At 60.8% G+C, this 17,782-nt stretch carries 14 protein-coding genes; 4 read left to right on the top strand and 10 right to left on the bottom strand.

The features are described 5' to 3' along the window. Positions 1–10 precede the first annotated feature (10 nt). The 10 genes from NH398_RS14390 to NH398_RS14345 all read right to left on the bottom strand — a co-directional run bounded on the left by NH398_RS14390 (position 11) and on the right by NH398_RS14345 (position 14,517). Entirely contained in the window at positions 11–1,060 is a 1,050-nt protein-coding gene (locus tag NH398_RS14390) for an aminoglycoside phosphotransferase family protein (protein WP_253019083.1), read from the bottom strand. 205 nt (positions 1,061–1,265) lie between these two features. Then, a complete protein-coding gene (locus NH398_RS14385) occupies positions 1,266–4,112 on the bottom strand; it encodes a valine--tRNA ligase (RefSeq protein WP_253019082.1) in 2,847 nt (948 codons plus the stop codon). A 106-nt stretch (positions 4,113–4,218) separates the two neighbouring features. Beyond that, positions 4,219–5,535, bottom strand: coding sequence for an HlyD family type I secretion periplasmic adaptor subunit (locus NH398_RS14380; protein ID WP_253019081.1), 1,317 nt, complete (start codon positions 5,533–5,535; stop codon positions 4,219–4,221). After that, positions 5,532–7,670, bottom strand: a complete 2,139-nt coding sequence (locus NH398_RS14375) for a type I secretion system permease/ATPase (RefSeq protein WP_253019080.1) — start codon at positions 7,668–7,670, stop codon at positions 5,532–5,534. The genes NH398_RS14380 and NH398_RS14375 overlap by 4 nt, the downstream gene beginning before the upstream one ends. Beyond that, positions 7,657–9,084, bottom strand: a complete 1,428-nt coding sequence (locus NH398_RS14370; RefSeq protein WP_253019079.1) for a TolC family protein — start codon at positions 9,082–9,084, stop codon at positions 7,657–7,659. The genes NH398_RS14375 and NH398_RS14370 overlap by 14 nt, the downstream gene beginning before the upstream one ends. A gap of 34 nt (positions 9,085–9,118) precedes the next feature. Next, positions 9,119–9,898 carry a SapC family protein gene (locus tag NH398_RS14365; RefSeq protein WP_253019078.1) on the bottom strand — a complete coding sequence of 260 codons (780 nt, stop codon included), beginning with the start codon at positions 9,896–9,898 and terminating at the stop codon, positions 9,119–9,121. 71 nt (positions 9,899–9,969) lie between these two features. Then, positions 9,970–11,148, bottom strand: coding sequence for an MFS transporter (locus NH398_RS14360; protein ID WP_253019077.1), 1,179 nt, complete (start codon positions 11,146–11,148; stop codon positions 9,970–9,972). Between the two features lie 59 nt (positions 11,149–11,207). Next, positions 11,208–11,639: a DNA polymerase III subunit chi gene (locus NH398_RS14355; RefSeq protein WP_253019076.1), complete on the bottom strand. Its 432-nt coding sequence runs from the start codon at positions 11,637–11,639 to the stop codon at positions 11,208–11,210. An 82-nt stretch (positions 11,640–11,721) separates the two neighbouring features. Beyond that, positions 11,722–12,843, bottom strand: a complete 1,122-nt coding sequence (locus NH398_RS14350) for a branched-chain amino acid aminotransferase (RefSeq protein WP_253019075.1) — start codon at positions 12,841–12,843, stop codon at positions 11,722–11,724. A gap of 153 nt (positions 12,844–12,996) precedes the next feature. Continuing rightward, positions 12,997–14,517: a leucyl aminopeptidase gene (locus tag NH398_RS14345; RefSeq protein WP_253019074.1), complete on the bottom strand. Its 1,521-nt coding sequence runs from the start codon at positions 14,515–14,517 to the stop codon at positions 12,997–12,999. Positions 14,518–14,651: 134 nt separating this feature from the next. Here NH398_RS14345 and lptF point away from each other — a divergent pair, with 134 nt between their 5' ends. From lptF to NH398_RS14325, 4 genes are all read left to right on the top strand, one after another. Then, the gene (gene lptF / locus NH398_RS14340; protein WP_159341102.1) at positions 14,652–15,731 is read left to right on the top strand and encodes an LPS export ABC transporter permease LptF; all 1,080 of its coding nucleotides are present in this window, start codon (positions 14,652–14,654) and stop codon (positions 15,729–15,731) included. 5 nt (positions 15,732–15,736) lie between these two features. Beyond that, a complete protein-coding gene (lptG, locus tag NH398_RS14335; RefSeq protein WP_253019154.1) occupies positions 15,737–16,801 on the top strand; it encodes an LPS export ABC transporter permease LptG in 1,065 nt (354 codons plus the stop codon). Between the two features lie 34 nt (positions 16,802–16,835). Then, entirely contained in the window at positions 16,836–17,309 is a 474-nt protein-coding gene (locus tag NH398_RS14330) for an RDD family protein (protein WP_253019073.1), read from the top strand. Between the two features lie 158 nt (positions 17,310–17,467). After that, positions 17,468–17,674, top strand: a complete 207-nt coding sequence (locus NH398_RS14325) for a (2Fe-2S)-binding protein (RefSeq protein ID WP_159341106.1) — start codon at positions 17,468–17,470, stop codon at positions 17,672–17,674. The last annotated feature ends 108 nt before the right edge of the window (positions 17,675–17,782 follow it).

Below are 17,782 nucleotides of genomic sequence, written 5' to 3'. Positions count from 1 at the left end.
AATCAGTTGGTTATAGAGCGGTTTGTAGGCACTGAAGTTCACTGTGGACGTGTTCGATAATGGGCAGCGAGAGGTAGTGCTCGACACGGTCGCGCACGTGATCAATCACGACCGCATCGGTCAGTTCGGCCGACCAATCCTCCCCCCGGCGCTCGTCATCCTGGCGATGCAGGTGCTGAGCGCGCCACTTGGCACACCAGGTGAGCGACCACAGCCAGGTGGCGCGTCGGCAAGCAATCAGCGTATCGACACTGGGCAGCGTAACCTCAGGCGCTGTGGCCATCGCAGCCTGCCAGCGGCGATAGAACCCAACAACCTCCTCCAGGCTGAGCACCGCTTGGCTGTTGAGGTCCCAGGTGGTCGAGGTGTAGAGCGAGGTGTGGGCCAAATCGATGCCCGGTAGGCCATAGCGACACTTCTCGAGATCCACCAGCACTGCCCGGCCATCGTCGGTGATTAAAAAGTTGCCGGGGTGCGTATCGAAGCTGATCAGCGTAGGAGCGGCGTCGTCCAGCGTGCGGGGCAGTAAATCCAGCTCCTGCTGAATACGCAGGTGAATACCGCTGGGAAGCTGGGCATCGCTCAACCACTGGGCCTGCTGAGACACCTCCTCCACCATGGCCTGCCAAGGCGATTTGGGGGCCAGCAGCGGCGGGCGCTGGCGAGGCAGCGGCTGGCGGTGCAGGCTGGCGAGGGTGTCGGCGATGGCAGGCAGGTCCTGGGGGAGTTCGGCCAAGCGCCCACGAATCGCCTCGACCAGCAGCGCGCCGCGTGGCAGCGCTTCGCTGGGCGGCAGTACACCGTGTAGGCGTGGCGTGTGCCCGCCGTGACTAGCCCGTTCGTAGCAGGCGGCCTGATACGTCAAGTTTTCCGCTGGCGGCAGGTTCATCTGGCTCTGCTTGGGCAGTCGCGCCACCCAGTCATCTGCCTTGCGGTGAATCCACACGTGGTCATGGGCCAGGCCGGTATCGGCCATGGGCGACAGCGATTGGTAGTCGATCGCCGCTTGCTGCAGGGTCGTGTCTAATGCCTGCAGTTGAGCCTCAGAGAGTGTGGACATAGCGCATTCCGTAGTGTGAGAAACGGTAGCCGAATTAACGATGGCTGAACCTTCGGTGTTGCCACTCAGTGGCAGAATCATGACCAACCTTACACGGTTCATCATAAAAAACGATGACGCTGCGCGCAGCGGCTGGGATTGCGAGGCGCATTAACGACAACGGCACCCCAGGGGGTGCCGTTGAACTACTGCCGTTAGCGCTGACTTACATCGCAGCAATCTTCGCCTGCTGCTCTTCGAGCAGCTTTTTGGCGGACTGGAATTCCGCCAGTTTGCCGCGCTCTTTCTCGATCACGGCGTCGGGGGCTTTGGCGATAAAGCCTTCATTGCCAAGCTTCTTCTCAATGCCACCGATGAGCTTGTCCTGCTTCTCGATCTCTTTGGCGAGGCGGGCAAGCTCCGCGTCTTTATCGATCAGGTCCGCCATGGGCACCAGGACTTCCATATCGCCGACCAGCTGCGTGGCTGAAAGCGGGGCGTCTTCTGGGTTGGCTAGCCACGTCACGCTTTCCAGTTTCGCTAGCTTGGCCAGGAAGCGGCGGTTCTGCTCCAGGCGTTCGGCGTCTTCGGGCTGGCCTTTGGTCAACAGCACATCCAGCGGCTTACCGGGGGCGATGTTCATCTCGGCGCGGATGTTGCGCACCGCGATGATCACGCCTTTCAGCCACTCGATATCGCGGGTGGCCTGCTCGTCGATCTTGCTCTCGTCGGCTTCCGGCCACGCCTGATGCATGATGGAGGCACCGTCGCCCACATAGGTGCCCGCCAGCGGTGCCACGCGCTGCCAGATCTCTTCAGAGATATAGGGCATCATCGGGTGAGCCAAGCGCAGGATAGTTTCCAGTACCCGCACCAAGGTGCGGCGGGTGCCGCGTTTGGCGTCGGCACTGGCCGCTTCGTCCCACAGGACCGGCTTGGAAAGCTCCAGGTACCAGTCGCAGTACTCGTTCCAAACAAACTCGTACAGCGCTTGGGAGGCGTGGTCGAAGCGGTACTCGTCCATGGCTTTGGTGACCTGCGCCTCGGTTTTCTGTAGCTGAGAGATAATCCAGCGATCGGCTAGCGACAGCTCAACGTCTTCGCCACTGGTGCCGCAATCTTCGCCTTCGGCATTCATCAGCACGTAGCGCGAGGCGTTCCACAGCTTGTTGCAGAAGTTGCGGTAACCGTCCAGGCGGTTCATATCAAACTTGATATCGCGCCCGGTGGTGGCCTGGGAAAGGAACGTAAAGCGCAGCGCATCGGTGCCGTGGGCTTCGATACCGTCTTTAAATTCCTCTTTGGTGGCTTTGGCAATCGCTTTGGCCTTCTGGGGCTGCATCATGTTGCCGGTGCGTTTTTCCAGCAGGTCATCCAGCGTGATGCCATCGATCAGGTCGATAGGGTCCAGCACGTTGCCCTTGGATTTGGACATCTTCTGACCCTGACCGTCGCGCACTAGGCCGTGTACGTAAACGGTTTTGAAGGGCACTTCGCCAGTGAATTTCAGCGTCATCATGATCATCCGGGCGACCCAGAAGAAGATGATGTCAAACCCCGTCACCAGTACGCTGGAGGGGTGGAAGGTGTCCAGCTCCGGGGTTTTTTCCGGCCAGCCCAGGGTGCCAAATGTCCACAGGCCCGAGCTGAACCAGGTGTCCAGCACGTCTTCGTCCTGGGTTAGCACGACGTCAGCGCCCAGGCCATGCTTCTCGCGGGCTTCCTCTTCGCTCCTGGCCACGTAAACATTGCCGTCGGCGTCATACCAAGCCGGAATGCGGTGGCCCCACCACAGCTGGCGAGAAATACACCAGTCCTGCAGGTCACGCATCCAGGCGAAGTACATGTTCTCGTAGTTCTTTGGCACGAACTGAATGTCGCCGTTCTCCACCGCTTCGATGGCGGGCTTGGCGAGGCTCTCTACGGCCACGAACCACTGGTCGGTGAGCAGCGGCTCAATGACATCGCCGGAGCGGTCGCCGTAGGGCAGGGTGTTGTTGACGCTCTCTACCTGCACCAGCAGGCCGAGGGCATCCATATCGGCGACGATCTGTTTGCGCGCTTCGAAACGATCCAAGCCCGCGTATTTGGCCGGCAGGCTGGCATCTTCATCGGGCTGCGGCTGACCTTTTAGATCGAAAATTTCCGCCTGCTCAAGAATCGTCGCATCTTTGGTGAAGACGTTGATCAGCAGATGGTTCTGGCGCTTGCCAACTTCGTAGTCGTTAAAGTCGTGGGCCGGGGTGATCTTCACGCAGCCGGAGCCTTTCTCCATATCGGCGTGCTCGTCCGCCACGATAGGAATACGGCGACCCACCAGCGGCAGTTCGATGAATTTGCCCACCAAGGAGGCGTAGCGCGGGTCTTCCGGGTTAACCGCCACGCCGGTATCGCCCAGCAGGGTTTCCGGGCGGGTGGTGGCGACCACCACGTAATCCTTGCCGTCGTCGGTTTTGACGCCGTCGGCCAGCGGGTAGCGGAAGTGCCAGAAGCTGCCCTGCTGCTCTTTGTTTTCCACTTCCAGGTCGGAAATGGCGGTGTGCAGGGTAGGGTCCCAGTTCACCAAGCGCTTGCCGCGATAGATTAGCTTCTCTTCGTGCAGGCGCACGAAGACTTCCTGAACCGCTTTATAGAAGCCGTCGTCCATGGTGAAGCGTTCGCGGCTCCAGTCGACGCTTGCGCCCATGCGGCGCAACTGGCGGGTAATGTGGCCACCGGACTCTTCCTTCCACTCCCACACTTTATCGATGAACGCATCGCGGCCGAGGTCGTGGCGGGTTTTGCCTTCTTCGGCGGCAATTTTACGCTCTACCAGCATCTGCGTGGCGATACCGGCGTGGTCGGTGCCTACCTGCCACAGGGTGTTGTTGCCCTGCATCCGTTTCCAGCGCGTCAGGGTGTCCATGATGGTGTCCTGGAACGCGTGGCCCATGTGCAGGCTGCCGGTCACGTTGGGCGGCGGAATCATGATCGAGAAGGGCTTGCCGCGGCCAGACGGGGCGAAGCGGTTATCGGCTTCCCAGCGTTCGTACCAGCGGGTTTCGATCTGTTCGGGTTGGTAGGTCTTTTCCATGGGGAGTCGGCTCACGGCTTGCAAAAAATGGGAGCAAGTATAGCGCGAACGCCCCGCGCTCGTCAGGGGCGTTGCATCTTGCTTTCAGGGGCGCTCGGTGTAGCGTTTAGTCGCGCAGTGCGCGGTCGCGGACTTTCACCACGGGCTCCATTAGGTAGTCCAGCACGCTGCGTTTGCCGCTGAGAATGTCGATCTCTGCCACCATCCCCGGCATGATATCCAAAGGCTGGTTATCGGCGTCGTAAAGATAGCCGTCGGTACGCACTTCCACGGGATACATCAGCTCGCCGCTTTCCGGCATTTCTACCGCGTCGGCGGCGATGGTCACCAGCTCGCCGTCCAAGCCGCCGTAGCGGGCAAAATCGTAGGCGGTCAGTTTTACTTTGACCGGCTGGCCGGGGTATAGAAAGGCGATATCGGACGGGCGAATATGCGCTTCTACTACCAGGGCATCATCGGCAGGCACCACTTCCACCAGCGGCTCGCCAGAGCCTGCCACGCCGCCCACCGTACTGATGTGTACTTGATTGACCACGCCGTCTACCGGCGAGCGAATCGTGGTGCGGGCGACTTGGTCCGCACGCCCCGGCAGGGTTTTTTGCAGCTCAGCGACTTGGGAGGTCGCTTCGGCCAGCTGGGCTAACGCATCGGCCTCGAAGGCGTTGCGTGCCGCCACCTTGCGATCTTCGATTTCCGCAATCGACGCCTCGGCGCGCGCCACGGCGCTCTGCTGACGGGCCACTTCACCCCGCAGCTCATTGAGCGATTGGCGCACCCGCAGTAGCGAGGTTTCCGGTTCGATGCCGCGCTGGGCCAGCGGTTGGATGATCGCTAGCTCCTGTTCGGCCAGCTGAACGCCTGAGCGGGCCGTGCTAAGGGCGGCTTCCAGCTCCGCTGTCTCTTGGCGTCGCTGGTAGCCCTGCTGCTCTAGCACCTGTAGCTCCGCATTCAGTTCTAATTGGCGGCCATGAAAGAGCCGCGTTTCGCTGGCGGCCACGCTGGGGGCTGCTTGGCTTAGGGCCTCATCCAGCGCCAGCGGCGTTTGGCTGATTTCGGCCTCTAAACGCTGGATACGCAGTTGTAGTGAACGCAAGCGCTGGAGGCTCTCTTCGTAATCACCTCTAAGCGTGCCACCGCTGAGCACCATGAGCGTATCGCCTTGGGCCACCGTATCGCCCCGGCGCACGTTGATCTCCGTGACCACGCCGCCTTCCAAGCTTTCGACCACTTGCAGGCTGCGCGAAGGCACCACTTTGCCCTGGCCACGGGTGACTTCATCGACTTCCGTGAGATAGGCCCAAATAAAGCCAATCAGCAGAAACGCGATGATCGTGAGCAGTAACAGGCTACTGCCGATGGGGCGCTTGGCACGTCCGTGACGTACGAAGTGCTCAAAATCCAGTTGAGAAGTAGGACGGTTCACTGGGCAGTTCCTTCACGCGAGCGGTGGGGAGCGGCTTCCACAGGGCGCATGACCTGGGCTTTGGGGCCGTCGGCGACGATCTGGCCCTGGTCGAGAATCACCACGCGGTCCACCAGCTCCAGCAGGCTAGTGCGGTGGGTGACCACCACCAGCGTTTGCGTTGGACTCGCGGCTTTCAGGCGCGCAATCACCTCTTTTTCGGTTTGGATATCCATGGCACTGGTGGGCTCATCCATCAGCAGAATGGGTGGTGCGCCCAGCAGTGCGCGGGCCAGGCAGATCAACTGCCGTTGCCCGCCGGAGAGCCCCTCACCGCGCTCGCCAATCGGCATGTCGTAGCCTTTGGGGTGGCGGGCAATGAAGTCATGTGCTCCGGCCAGCTTGGCGGCGTTGAGAATCTGCTCATCGGTGGGGTGGTGGGCACCAATGGCAATGTTTTGCCGCACGGTGCCCGAGAAGAGCCAGGCTTCTTGCAGAACGCTGCCAATGTTGTGACGTAAATCCGCAGGGTCGATTTGGCGAAGGTCGGTATCATCGACCAGGACAGCGCCCTGTTCCGGTGGGTAAATGCCCAGCAGTAGGCGCGCCAGCGTACTCTTGCCGGAGCCGACGCGGCCAAGCAGGGCGACTTTCTCGCCGGGCTCGATGGTCAGGTTGATATTCGCCAGCGCTGCGGTGGTTTGCTCGGGGTAGCGAAAGCTCACGTCCTGCAGGCGCAGCTTGCCTTCCAGCGTGGGGCGGCTGAGGTAGTGGCGGCCTGCCGGGCGCTCGGAGGGCATGTTCATCAACTGGTCGAGCGCGCGGTAGGAGGTACGCGCTTGGTTGATGCGCGTCATGGTTTGCGCCAGCTGTGCCAGCGGCGCCAGTGCGCGCCCGGTGAGAATGACGCAGGCAATCATGGCCCCCATGGAGATCGTGCCATCGCCCACCAAAAAGACCCCGTACACCACGATGCTGACCTGGGCGGCCTGCTGGGCAAAGGCAGTGGCGTTGAGGGCGAACTGCTGAATCGCGCGCCCTTTACGCCCTACATTCGACTGCTGGTGAACGCTCTCTTCCCAGCGTTTACGAATCATCGGTGCCGCGCCGCTGGCCTTAATGGTCTCCAAGCCAGCAACGGCCTCGATCAACACGCCCTGCTTGGAACGGCTCTCTTCAAAGGCTTGACCAGAAAGGCGTTTGAGAAACGGCTGAACGGCGATGCCAATCAGCAATACAAGGGGAACGGCGATCATGGGGATGATGGCCAGCGGCCCGCCAATCAGATAAATCACGCCAATAAACAGCAGGATAAACGGCAGGTCGACAACGGCGACCAGTGACGCCGAGGCGAAAAAATCGCGCAGTGTCTCAAACTCTCGGAGGGTATTGGCAAAGCCGCCGGTGGAGCCACGCTTCGCGCTCATTTGCAGGTTGAGCACGTGATCAAAAATACGCCGTCCCATGCGCAAATCTGCTTCCTGGCCAGCGCGCTCGATAAACAGCTGGCGCAGGGTTTTTACCGCAAAATCGAACAGCAGGGCGATACTCACACCGATGGTGAGTGCCACCAACGACTCTACCGCTTCGTTAGGCAGTACGCGGTCGTACACCACCATGATGAACAGCGACGTGGCCAGACCTAAAAAGTTGGTGAGCGCGGCGGCAATGATCACTTGGGTATACACCCAGCGATTCGAGGAGAGCGCGCTCCAGAACCAGTGGCCGCCTTGAATCTCCGGTTCACTATTTAAGCTGACCGGGCGGTAGCGGGCGCGTACGGCAATGAGGTGGCCGATATACGCCTCTTCCAGGGCGCTTACGTTGGTCTCCACCGGCTGTTTCCCCAAGGCCGGATCAAACAGCGCAAAGCGCTCCTCATCGATACGCTCGATAAGGACCACCGCGCGGCCATTTTTCAGCAGCGCCACCGCAGGCAGCAGCGAGTTACCCAGGGTGGCGAGGGTATGCTCGCCCAGTGCGGCGACCATGCCGTGGCGTTCGGCGGCATCAATGAAGCCGTCCGGGGTCAGCGGTGATTCGTTGCCTACCCGGTGAGCACGCACGGCAGCTTCAGAAACGGGCAGCGTTAGGTGGGCGGCCACGAAGGTCAAGCACTGCTCTAGGTCGTCGTGATGGGGGTTAGCGGCGTTCAAGGTGAATCTCCATCACATCCAGCAGTTCACCAGTGACCGCGAGCTGCTGGAAAGCGGCCTGTTCCCAGCGCACCCGGCGGTTAATCAGCTCCAGCGCGGTTTGAAATAGGTCGCGCTGAGCGTCGAGCAAGTCGTTGATGCTACTGCGGCCAACGGCAAACTGGTCGCGGTAGGCCAGCAGGGCTTCCTCTTCGGCGGCGAGCGTGGCGGTTTGCGCTTCCAGCTCCGCGCGTCGGGTGCGGGTATCGGTGTAGGCAGAACGTACTTCGCGCTCTAGCTCGCGGCGCAGCGCCTGCTGCTCGTACTGGCTCTGCTGCTGGCGCTCGACCGCCTGGGCAACCCGCGAGGAGGTAGCACCGCCGCTGTAGGGGGTGTAGTCCACGTTAAAGAGCAGCGCGACGTCGTTGTCGGATTCGTTGAAATCGTTCACATCGAACTGGCGGCCCTCTACCGCCACGCTTAGGCTGGGAAGGCGGGCATTCCGGGTGGCCTGGGCCTCGGCGTCGCTGGCTTCACTGGTGAGCGTCTGGCTGCGCAGCGCGGCGTTTTGCGCCAGCGCTCTGTCTAGCAGGCGGTCTGCATTGGCATCGCTTAATAGCGTGGCACCCTGGGGCAGCGCCAGCACATCCGGCGTGGTGAAAAACGCTTCCTGATACACGTTAATCGCCCGGGCCAGCTCGCCTTCCAGTGTGACCAAGCGTGATTCGGCATCGCTCAAGCGGCTTTGCGCGCGCAGAACGTCGGCGCGTGAGCCTGCGCCTGCTTCACGGCGTAGGCTCACGTCTTCAAAAATACGCTGGTGCTGCTCAAGGTTATGCTCGGCCAGCTGGCGCTGTGCGGTCAGGCGAGCCACGTCTAAGTAAGCGTTCACCGCGTAGAGGACTTCCTCTTCAACGCTGGACTGGGACTGCCAAAACGCCGCTTCTGCGCTGAGGTCGGCAGCGCGTACGCGTTCGCTACTCGCGCCGAAATCCAGCAGTAGCTGGCTCAGCGTGACCACGGCATCGACGCGGGAGCCGCGGTCGGGAAGTGATTCAGTACGTTGGAGGTCGTTGCGGTACTCAAGGCCTGCGTTCACCTGTGGGCGACGCACGGCGCGCACTTCGTCAATGCGCAGCACGGATTCCCGCTCCCGAGAGCGCTGAGCCAGAATGCCGGGCTGCTGCTCAATGGCTCGCTGAATTTTTTCACGTAACGCAACCAGTGCCACAGAGCTGCCCGTCGCCTCACTGGCTTGCCAGCGAAAGCGATCAAGGAGTTCTTTAAGCTCAGGCGAAAAAGCCGGGCCATCCAGAGAGGAAGCAGGCAAGGGGGGCATCTCGGCCAGCGGCTCCTCCAGCACGGGTTGAGCAATCAGTGGAGGACTGACCAGCAGTAGGCCGAGTATGAGCGACCTGGTTACGTTCACATTCATTATCGTTCCTGAAGAGCATCGGTACTTAGCGCGTTTAGGTAGCGCTCGGCCAGTCATATTCGGCGTCGCTGCTCAGCGCTTCTTGCCATTGGGCAAGGGGATCTGAGGGCGGCACGGACGGTTCTGTCGTCGCCTTGCGTTGCTGATAGAGCTGCAAACGGCCAAGCTGCTGTTGCGATTGCAGCAGAGCGTACACCAAAGGGACGGCACCCAATTGCCAGAAAAGCCCTACTTGTTTGGCAGAAAGTGCCTGCCAAGCGCGCTCGTCGATTTCATACAGCGGTGTGCTGCCTTGATAACCGTGGGGCTGCCAGGGCGTCAGCAGTGCCGCCTTGGCCAACGCGGTAATACGCTTCGAGAGCCGCTGACAGCCTTGCTCACGCTGCTGTAGAAATGCCAGCACCTGGGCGGGAAAGCGGGCAAGCTCGCCGTGCTGGTTGAAAAAAGGTTCGGCATCTAAGCGTTCAACGACATAGGGCGAGTGCTGATCAATACACAGCCTGCCAGGATAGTCAGAATGTAGCCCAAACGGGTGGCTGCGCAGTGCGGCAGGCACATAGGCTGCCCGCCAGCGCCCCTGGTCGTCTACCAGAAGGTTCTGACCATCGTCCAGCCCCAGCAGCGCAACGGCCTGCCAACCTTCGGCGGTTTCCGTTAGCGCGATTGGAACATTCGCCGCCACATGGCGAAGCTCAGCGTCTGCCAGTGCGACCTGGGTAGTGGTTTGCGCGAAGTGGTAGGCAGTAAAACGCTGCCACATTAAACCGCCGTGGTGCTCTTGGCTGAGCGGCACCCACTGGGCAGCGTGGTTCATGGCGACAACCTTCTTTGATCGGGCGTGGAGAGGTAATGGTGAGGGCACCTTACCAAACGTAGCCCCTACCGTCAGCGGGTGATCAGCCTACGCATCGTGATGAGGCCAATGATGGGCCCAGGCAGCAGCCACCCAATCACCCAAGGCCCTTGGCTTGCCCATAGCGCCGTGACCAGCGCGATGGAGGGAATCGTGAGGCCAAAGCCAATCGCATTCATCATGGCCAGCGCCGCGCCCAGCCGCTCGGGCGGCGCGCTGGCGGAGGCCAAGGCAGAGAATTGGGCCGAGTCGGCAATCACGCTCACGCCCCATAGGGCAAGCAGCGCCAGCAGTAGCCAGGGGGAGAGGCCGCCTAGCAGCGGATAAATAAGACACAGGGTGCCAGATACCGCCAACGCGATAAATGCGACCCGCGCGCTACCGATACGTCGGCTCCACCAGCCTGCCCATACGCAGCCGGGAAGCCCCAAGGCAATGACCGCAAAGCTTAGCCACGGCTGCAGGCCCGGGGCCGCGCCTAAGCGTTCCAGCTCTCTGGCGACCAAAAAAGGCACCAGCGCCCAGAGGGCGTAAAGCTCCCAGCAGTGGCCGAAGTAACCCAGCGCGGCGGCGCGGAAGTTCTTCTCTTTGAATGCGGCAAGCCCCGCCCAAGGTCGCCCGCCGTTGGCCTTAGCAGGCAGATGTGGCCCCACGCCTAGTTGGAAAATCATCAGCGCTGCCAGAAGAGCAAGGGCAGAGGCCAACAGCAGTGGCCACTGCCAGGGAAGATGCAGGGTGAGCCCGCGCAGCAGGTGCGGCGAGGCAATGCCGAGGGTGAGCATGCCGACCAACCAGCCAAGCGCCGAGCCTGCGTGGGTAGGTGTCCAGCTCACCACCAGCTTCATGCCCAGCGGATAAATGCCCGCCAGACAAAGCCCGACTAAGAAACGTGCCATTGCCGCCAAGGTGACGCTATCTGCGACGTTAATAAAGGCCGCGTTAATCAGCGCGCCCAGTACAGCAGACATCGCAAACAGGTGGCTGGCGCGCACGCGGTCGGCCAAGCCAGTGGTCGCAATCAGCAGGGTGCCGGTAATAAACCCCGCCTGCACGGCGATGGTGAGCAGCCCGAGGTCGCTTTCGCTAAGGCCTACGGCTTCCTGCAGCGCTAAGCCGACACCGTTAACGCTAAACCAGAGCGAGGTGCCAAACAGCTGGGCAATCACGATAACCGCTAGCGGCGTGCGGGCTAACAAGGTATGGGAAAGCATCGGCAATCTCATCCATTGAGTTGTTGTTATGGGGCTTGGGACGTTTAACGTGCAGAGCGCTACCCCAGCTTATGCGGCACGACCTCATGCCCAAGCGCCTTGTAGCGCTGCCAGCAGGCGCGTTTAGCGACCAGCACGTGTTGGTGTTGGTTGATGATCTCGGCAATCCGGGCGAAGTGCTCAATACCATCGGGAATATCGGGGTGCAGGTTCAGCAGCGCCGTCTCTTCAGTGGGCACCGGTAGCTGCTGCCAGCCGAGTGTGATGGGCACAGTGTCGGCCAGCTCGCTATCTTCCAGTGCATGGGGAAGGTAGGCATCATCGCGGAACTGCCACAGCGCTTCGTCGGCCTGTTCGGCCAGCGCTTTGTCTTCGCAGTGGAGGTGCAGTCGATACCCTTTGCGGTGGATCGTCTCGGCGAGCTTGCAGGCGAACTGTAAACGCGCTTCTAGGGTGGTATCGGGCAGAATATAAAAATCGATGCGTGCCATCGGTGGCTCCAGCGGGGTCAACGCGCTTGGCAGCCTGGCCGCCACGGTGAGTGGCGGCCAGGTGTTGGGTAACGCTAGAGGGTCATACCAAGCGGGTCAGCCAGCCATATTTGTCTTCGCTGCGGCCATACTGAAGGTCGAGCAGGGTTTTGCGAATGCGCTTGGCCACTTCGTTATTGCCATCACCCTGAAGACGAATACGCTCGTTTTCCGTGACCAGTTCGCCCACCGGGGTAATCACGGCGGCCGTACCGCAGGCGAACACCTCGGTAATCTCGCCGGAGGCGGCACCTTCGCGCCACTCGTCGATGCTGATCGCGCGCTCTTCGGGGGTGAGGCCCGCGTCTTTGGCCAGAGTGAGGACAGAGTTGCGGGTCACGCCTTCCAAGATGGTGTCGGTCAGGCGCGGTGTGACGATGCGGCCATCTTTATAAACGAAGAACAGGTTCATGCCGCCCAGCTCTTCGATCCACTTGTTTTCAGCAGCGTCCAGGAAGGCGACCTGGCTGCAACCGTTGGCGGCGGCTTCTTTTTGGGCGGCCAGCGAGGCGGCGTAGTTGCCACCGCACTTGGCAAAACCGGTGCCGCCAGGGGCCGCGCGCTTGTAGTGTGAGGAGAGCCAGATAGAGACCGGCTCGATACCGCCTTTGAAGTAGGCCGCCGCCGGGGATGCAATCACGTAGTAGTCCACTTCGTGAGCCGGGCGCACGCCAAGGAAGGCTTCTGAGGCGATCATAAACGGGCGAAGGTAGAGGCTGCACTCGTCGGCGTCGCTGGCTGGGGTAGGTACCCAGGCGTGGTCTTGGGCCAGCAGTGCTTTCAGCGAGCCGATGAAGTCGTCATCGGAAAGCTCGGGCAGCGCTAGGCGGCGGGCGCTACGGCGGAAACGCTCGGCGTTTTTCTCTGGGCGGAAGGTCCAGATAGAGCCGTCGGCATGGCGGTACGCCTTGATGCCTTCGAAAATTTCCTGCCCGTAGTGCAGCACGGAGGCGGCAGGGTCGAGGGTGAGCGGGCCGTAGGGGCGTACTTGGTGGCCGTGCCAGTCGGCATCGACGGTCCAGCGCACGTGGGCCATATGGTCGGTGAAGTGTTTACCAAACCCTGGGTTTTGCAGGATGTTATCGCGGATCTCATCGGCCATCGGCTGATTGGATGGCAGGATCTCAAAACGTGTTGCTGACTGAGCATCTGAAGCTGTGGGCACGGCGTGTTCTCTCCGCTAGAGCCAAGCCCCGAAGGGCATCTATTAAGCGTATCGTATGGTTGGCGTGTGCCTGGACGCGCTGGCACACGCACATACGTTCAGGTTTAACGGTTGCGTTAACGAAAGGCAACCATTGGTGGCCGGTTTGTGAGGTTAGGCGTCGCCATTTTCGACTTGGGCGTCGGCTTCACGGTCGAGTAGGTACTGGGTCAACAGACCCACCGGGCGGCCGGTGGCGCCTTTTTGTTTGCCCGAATGCCAAGCGGTGCCGGCAATATCCAGGTGCGCCCAGGGGAAGTGGTCGGCAAAGCGTGATAGGAAACAGGCAGCGGTAATGGTGCCCGCCGGGCGACCGCCAATGTTGGCCAAATCGGCGAAGTTGGAGTCCAGCTGCTCCTGGTACTCATCCCATAGCGGCAGGTGCCACGCGCGGTCCCAGGCGGTTTCACCGGCATCCAGCAGATCAAGCGCTAGGTCATCGTCGTTGGAGAGCAGGCCGGTGGCGTGGTGACCAAGGGCAATAATGGCCGCGCCCGTCAACGTGGCGATATCGACCACGCTGGCAGGCGTGAAGCGCTCGGCGTAGGTGAGCGCGTCGCACAGTACTAAACGGCCTTCGGCATCGGTGTTGAGCACTTCCACCGTCAGGCCTTTGAGCGTTTTGATAATGTCGCCCGGCTTGGTGGCGGCACCATCAGGCATGTTCTCGGCGGCGGCAACGATAAACACGGCGTTGAGCTTGGGTTTGATGGCCAGCACGGCTTTGACGGTACCGAAGACGCTGGCCGCACCGCCCATATCGAACTTCATTTCATCCATGCCTTCGCCGGGCTTCAGCGAGATACCGCCCGTATCGAAGGTGATACCTTTGCCGACCAGGACATGGGGCGCCTCGTCGGGGTTGTCTGCACCCTGGTATTTCATCACGATGAGGCGTGTTGGCTCGACGCTGCCACGGCCCACTGACAGCAGTGAATGAGCGCCCAGAGCCTCTAGTGCCTCTTCGTCTAGAATCTCAACGTCGAGCGCGCCTTGGGAATCGCGCCCCAATGCTTCTGCCTGCTCGGCTAAATAGCGCGGCGTGCATACGTTGCCCGGCAGGTTGCCGAGCGTGCGCGTGAAATTAATGCCCTGACCAATGGCGGTGCCTAGGGCGGCGCCTTGCTTGGCGAGCGGCGCATCGCCGGCATCGCTGACGATCAGCGTCAGTTTGGCCAAGCTAGGCGCTTTGGCCGGCGATGACTTGAAGTGATCGAATCGGTAAATCGCGCGTTCGGCGGCTTCTAGGGTCTTGCGTGCTTTCCAGACGGCGTCGCGATCGTCGAGCGGTACGTCAGTAAAGGTGGCGCTGGCTTCGTCCACGGGCAGTTTGACCAGGGCGGCCATGGCGGCATCGAGTGCCTTGATAAAGGCCGCTTCCTGGCATTTGTCGCGCTCACCCAACCCCACCAGCAGAATGCGGTCGGCTCCCAAGCCCGGTGCGAAAGGCACTAGCTGCGTGTTGCCCAACGCCGCGTCGAAGTCGCCGCGCTCCAGCAGCTGGCCGATCAAGCGCTCGCTGGCGTCGTCTAATTTGGCCACGGCGGGCAGTAAGTCGCTACCTTTATAGACAGGGAGAACGAGGCAAGCCGTTTCGGCTTTGGCGGGGTTCGCGGTCTGAACGGAAAATTCCATGACGTCTCCAACAAGACAAGCAACGAGTGATTCGGGATAATGCCCCGTTATTTAGTGTTTGCTACCAGTTTGATTAGTGTACCCAAGCCATGGACGCATTGCATGGTCACCTGCACCACTAGTCGGAGAGTGCGTTGATTCTATTTCGGTACTTAACTCGCGAAGTGTTACTGACGATGTCTGCCGTGGCAGGCATTCTGCTGCTGGTCATCATGGGCAGCCGCTTCATCCGCTACTTCTCGGATGCTGCCGAGGGGGACTTCCCGGTCACGATTTTAGGCAGCCTGATGCTGTTTCATCTGCCGGGCTTCATGGAGCTGATTCTGCCGCTGTCGTTTTTCCTCGGCATTCTGCTGGCGTATGGGCAGCTCTATATGAACAGTGAAATCACCGTGATGGTGGCTTGTGGCATGAGCCCAACGCGGCTCTTTCGCGTCACGCTGCTGCCCGCCACAGTGGTCGCGGTGCTGGTGGGGGTATGTAGTGTATGGTTGACTCCGGCCGGGGCGCTGCAAACCGAGGCGACGCTGGAGGAGCAACGCAGCCGTTTGGACGTGTCGGTGCTCGCCCCTGGCCGTTTCCAAGACTTCGGCGGTGGGCGGACGGCCTACATCACCGACTTCAGCAGTGACGGCACGGAAATGCAGGAAGTCCTGGTGCACGAGCAGCCCATGGCCGGCGCTGAGAAGACCCATAGCTACATCACACGGGCGGGTACGGGTTATCAGGAAACGAACGTCGACACCGGCAGTCGCTTTCTCGTTCTTGAAGATGGCGAACGCTACGGTGTCACCCCCGGTCGCCAAGATGCCGAGCGTTTGACCTTCGAGCGCTACACGCTGCGGCTAGGGCTGAGTCGGGATCGTCAAGAGCTGGACTCCCTCGAATACGCCACCACCGCTGAGCTGTGGCAAAACCCCGACCCGCGCGCCCAGGCGCAGTTCCAGTGGCGGGCAGGATTGCCGCTCATGGTCTTCATCTTGGCACTATTGGCCCAGCCGCTTTCACGGGTAAACCCTCGCCAAGGACGCTTCGCCAAACTGCTGCCCGCCGTGTTTCTCTACGTTGCCTATTTGAGTTTGCTGCTGGCCGCCGTCGATGCCATCGGGAGTGGTTCGCTCGCGGTGGCGCTGGGCGTGTGGCCGGTGCATGCGCTGTTCTTGGGGCTTGGCTTACTGCTGTTATGGCACTCGCAACGTAAGGGAATGCGCTAATGCTGATCGCAATGGATCAAATGGATCGCTATATCGCCCGTAACGTGCTGGCCGCCATCGTGGTGGTGCAGTTCGTGCTGCTGGGGCTGGATATCACCATTGCCTATATCGGAGATTTAGGGGATACCCAGGGCGACTACAGCGCGCTAGACGTGCTGCTCTACTTGGGGATGCGACTCCCCTGGCGCTTTTATCAGTACGCGCCGGTCGCGGTGCTGATTGGCGCGCTGATTGGCCTGGGCAGCATGGCCTCTAGCAACGAATTGACGGTGATGCGTGCTGCTGGCCGATCGCTGGCGCGCATTGTCTGGGGCGTGATGAAGCCCGTGCTGCTGGTTGTCGTTGTGGTGCTACTGGTGGCAGAGTTCGTCAGCCCACGGACCGAGCAGTACGCCGAAGCCTGGCGCTTAGAGCAGCGCCAAGGCGAGGGGGCCATGCTTACCACCCGCAGCGGCTGGCAGTTCGAAGGCGATAGCGTCTACCGCTTCGGTGCCATTCGGGCGGATAACGTCGTGCTGGATTTAACCCGCTACCGCTTCGACGAACGCCGCTTAGTCGAAGCCACCCATGCCAATCGTGCCCGCTGGGAAGAGGGCGCATGGCTGCTCGAAGGGGTGACCACCACGCGCATTTTTGATAATCGCACCGAGTCGGCGTACCAGCCCAGTGCGGCTTGGGAAACGGCGCTCACACCGACCCAGCTGGAGCGTTTGCTGCGGGATATTGAAAGCCAAGCGCCTAGCGAGCTGTGGGCGTACGCCAACTTCCTCCAAAGCCAGAACCTGCAGGCAGACCAACCGCTCCTCTATTTTTGGCAGAAGGTGTTGATGCCGCTCACCATGGGGTCGCTGGTACTGATTGCCGCTTCGTTCGTGTTTGGTCCGCTGCGGTCAGTGGCGGCAGGCACGCGGGTCTTTTATGGCGTGGTCACCGGTCTGGTGTTCAAGTACGTACAGGATTTGCTCGCCCCGGCGTCCACCATCTTTGGCTTTTCCCCCGTGTGGGCGGTGCTGGTGCCGACCCTTGCCTGTGCCGCGGTAGGGATCTACTTCTTACGGCGAAATGGCTAAGCGCCGCGAAGACGCGAACCAGGAGACAAGAACAGTGACGACACGACGCTTTACTCAATTGGATGACGTGTGGCCCGCCGGGCTGGGCCGACGGTTGGGAGCTATGCTGTACGATGGCTTTTTGGTCACGGCCATCTGGATCGCCGTGACCGTGGCGCATTTGGCCTTTTTCCGCTTCGTGCTCGGCCAGCCCGCCGAGGAGATTGGCACTACGGCTTTCGATATCTGGAGCTTGCGGCTCATGCTGCTGTTTTTCGTCACGCTGTTTTTCGTGTACTCCTGGCGCCGGGGTGGCATGACGCTGGGTATGCAGGTGTGGCGGCTGCGGGTGCAAACCCTGGATGGCCACGCGATCACGCTGAAGCAGAGCCTGATTCGCTGCGCAACCGCGTGGCTCTCGCTGGCGGCGTTCGGTATTGGCTACTGGTGGGTACTGTTTGATGGGCAGCGCAGAAGCTGGCCTGACATCGCCTCCAAGACAGAGACCGTGGTGCTGCCGAAAAAATAATGGGAGAGCGGTGCCCACGGAAATAGCCTGCTAACCAACGGGTTATTGCATGTCTGAATTGCCTTAAGGCGAATCGATACTAAAGAACAACGTTTTCTACTTGAAAAGATGTATGCGAATCATTTACATTCACCTCATGATTTTTATGAGGTGTCGCCATGTACGTGTGTGTGTGCAAGGGAGTAACCGATCATCAGATTCGCCAGCAGGTTAGCGACGGAGCGCGCAGCTGGCGGGAAGTCCGCGAAGCCACTGGCTGCGGCACCCAGTGTGGCAAATGCGCCTGCTTCGCCAAATCCCTCACCCGCGAGGCCGTTCAGGCCGTACGCGCCGAGTCTGATATGAGTCTCGCTTACGCCGTATGACGCGAATCACTCTTGTTAGGCTTATCGTTAGCAAATAATTGATTTACTTGAATTTTTATCGCCATGGCTGATACTCTCAACACCGTTGGGAGTTAGCCTTTTATGGCC

Source organism: Halomonas sp. CnH100-B (assembly GCF_024124605.1).
Classification (GTDB): domain Bacteria; phylum Pseudomonadota; class Gammaproteobacteria; order Pseudomonadales; family Halomonadaceae; genus Vreelandella.
Note: the sequence above shows the minus strand (reverse complement) of the source record. Positions and strands in the feature narration are given on the sequence as shown.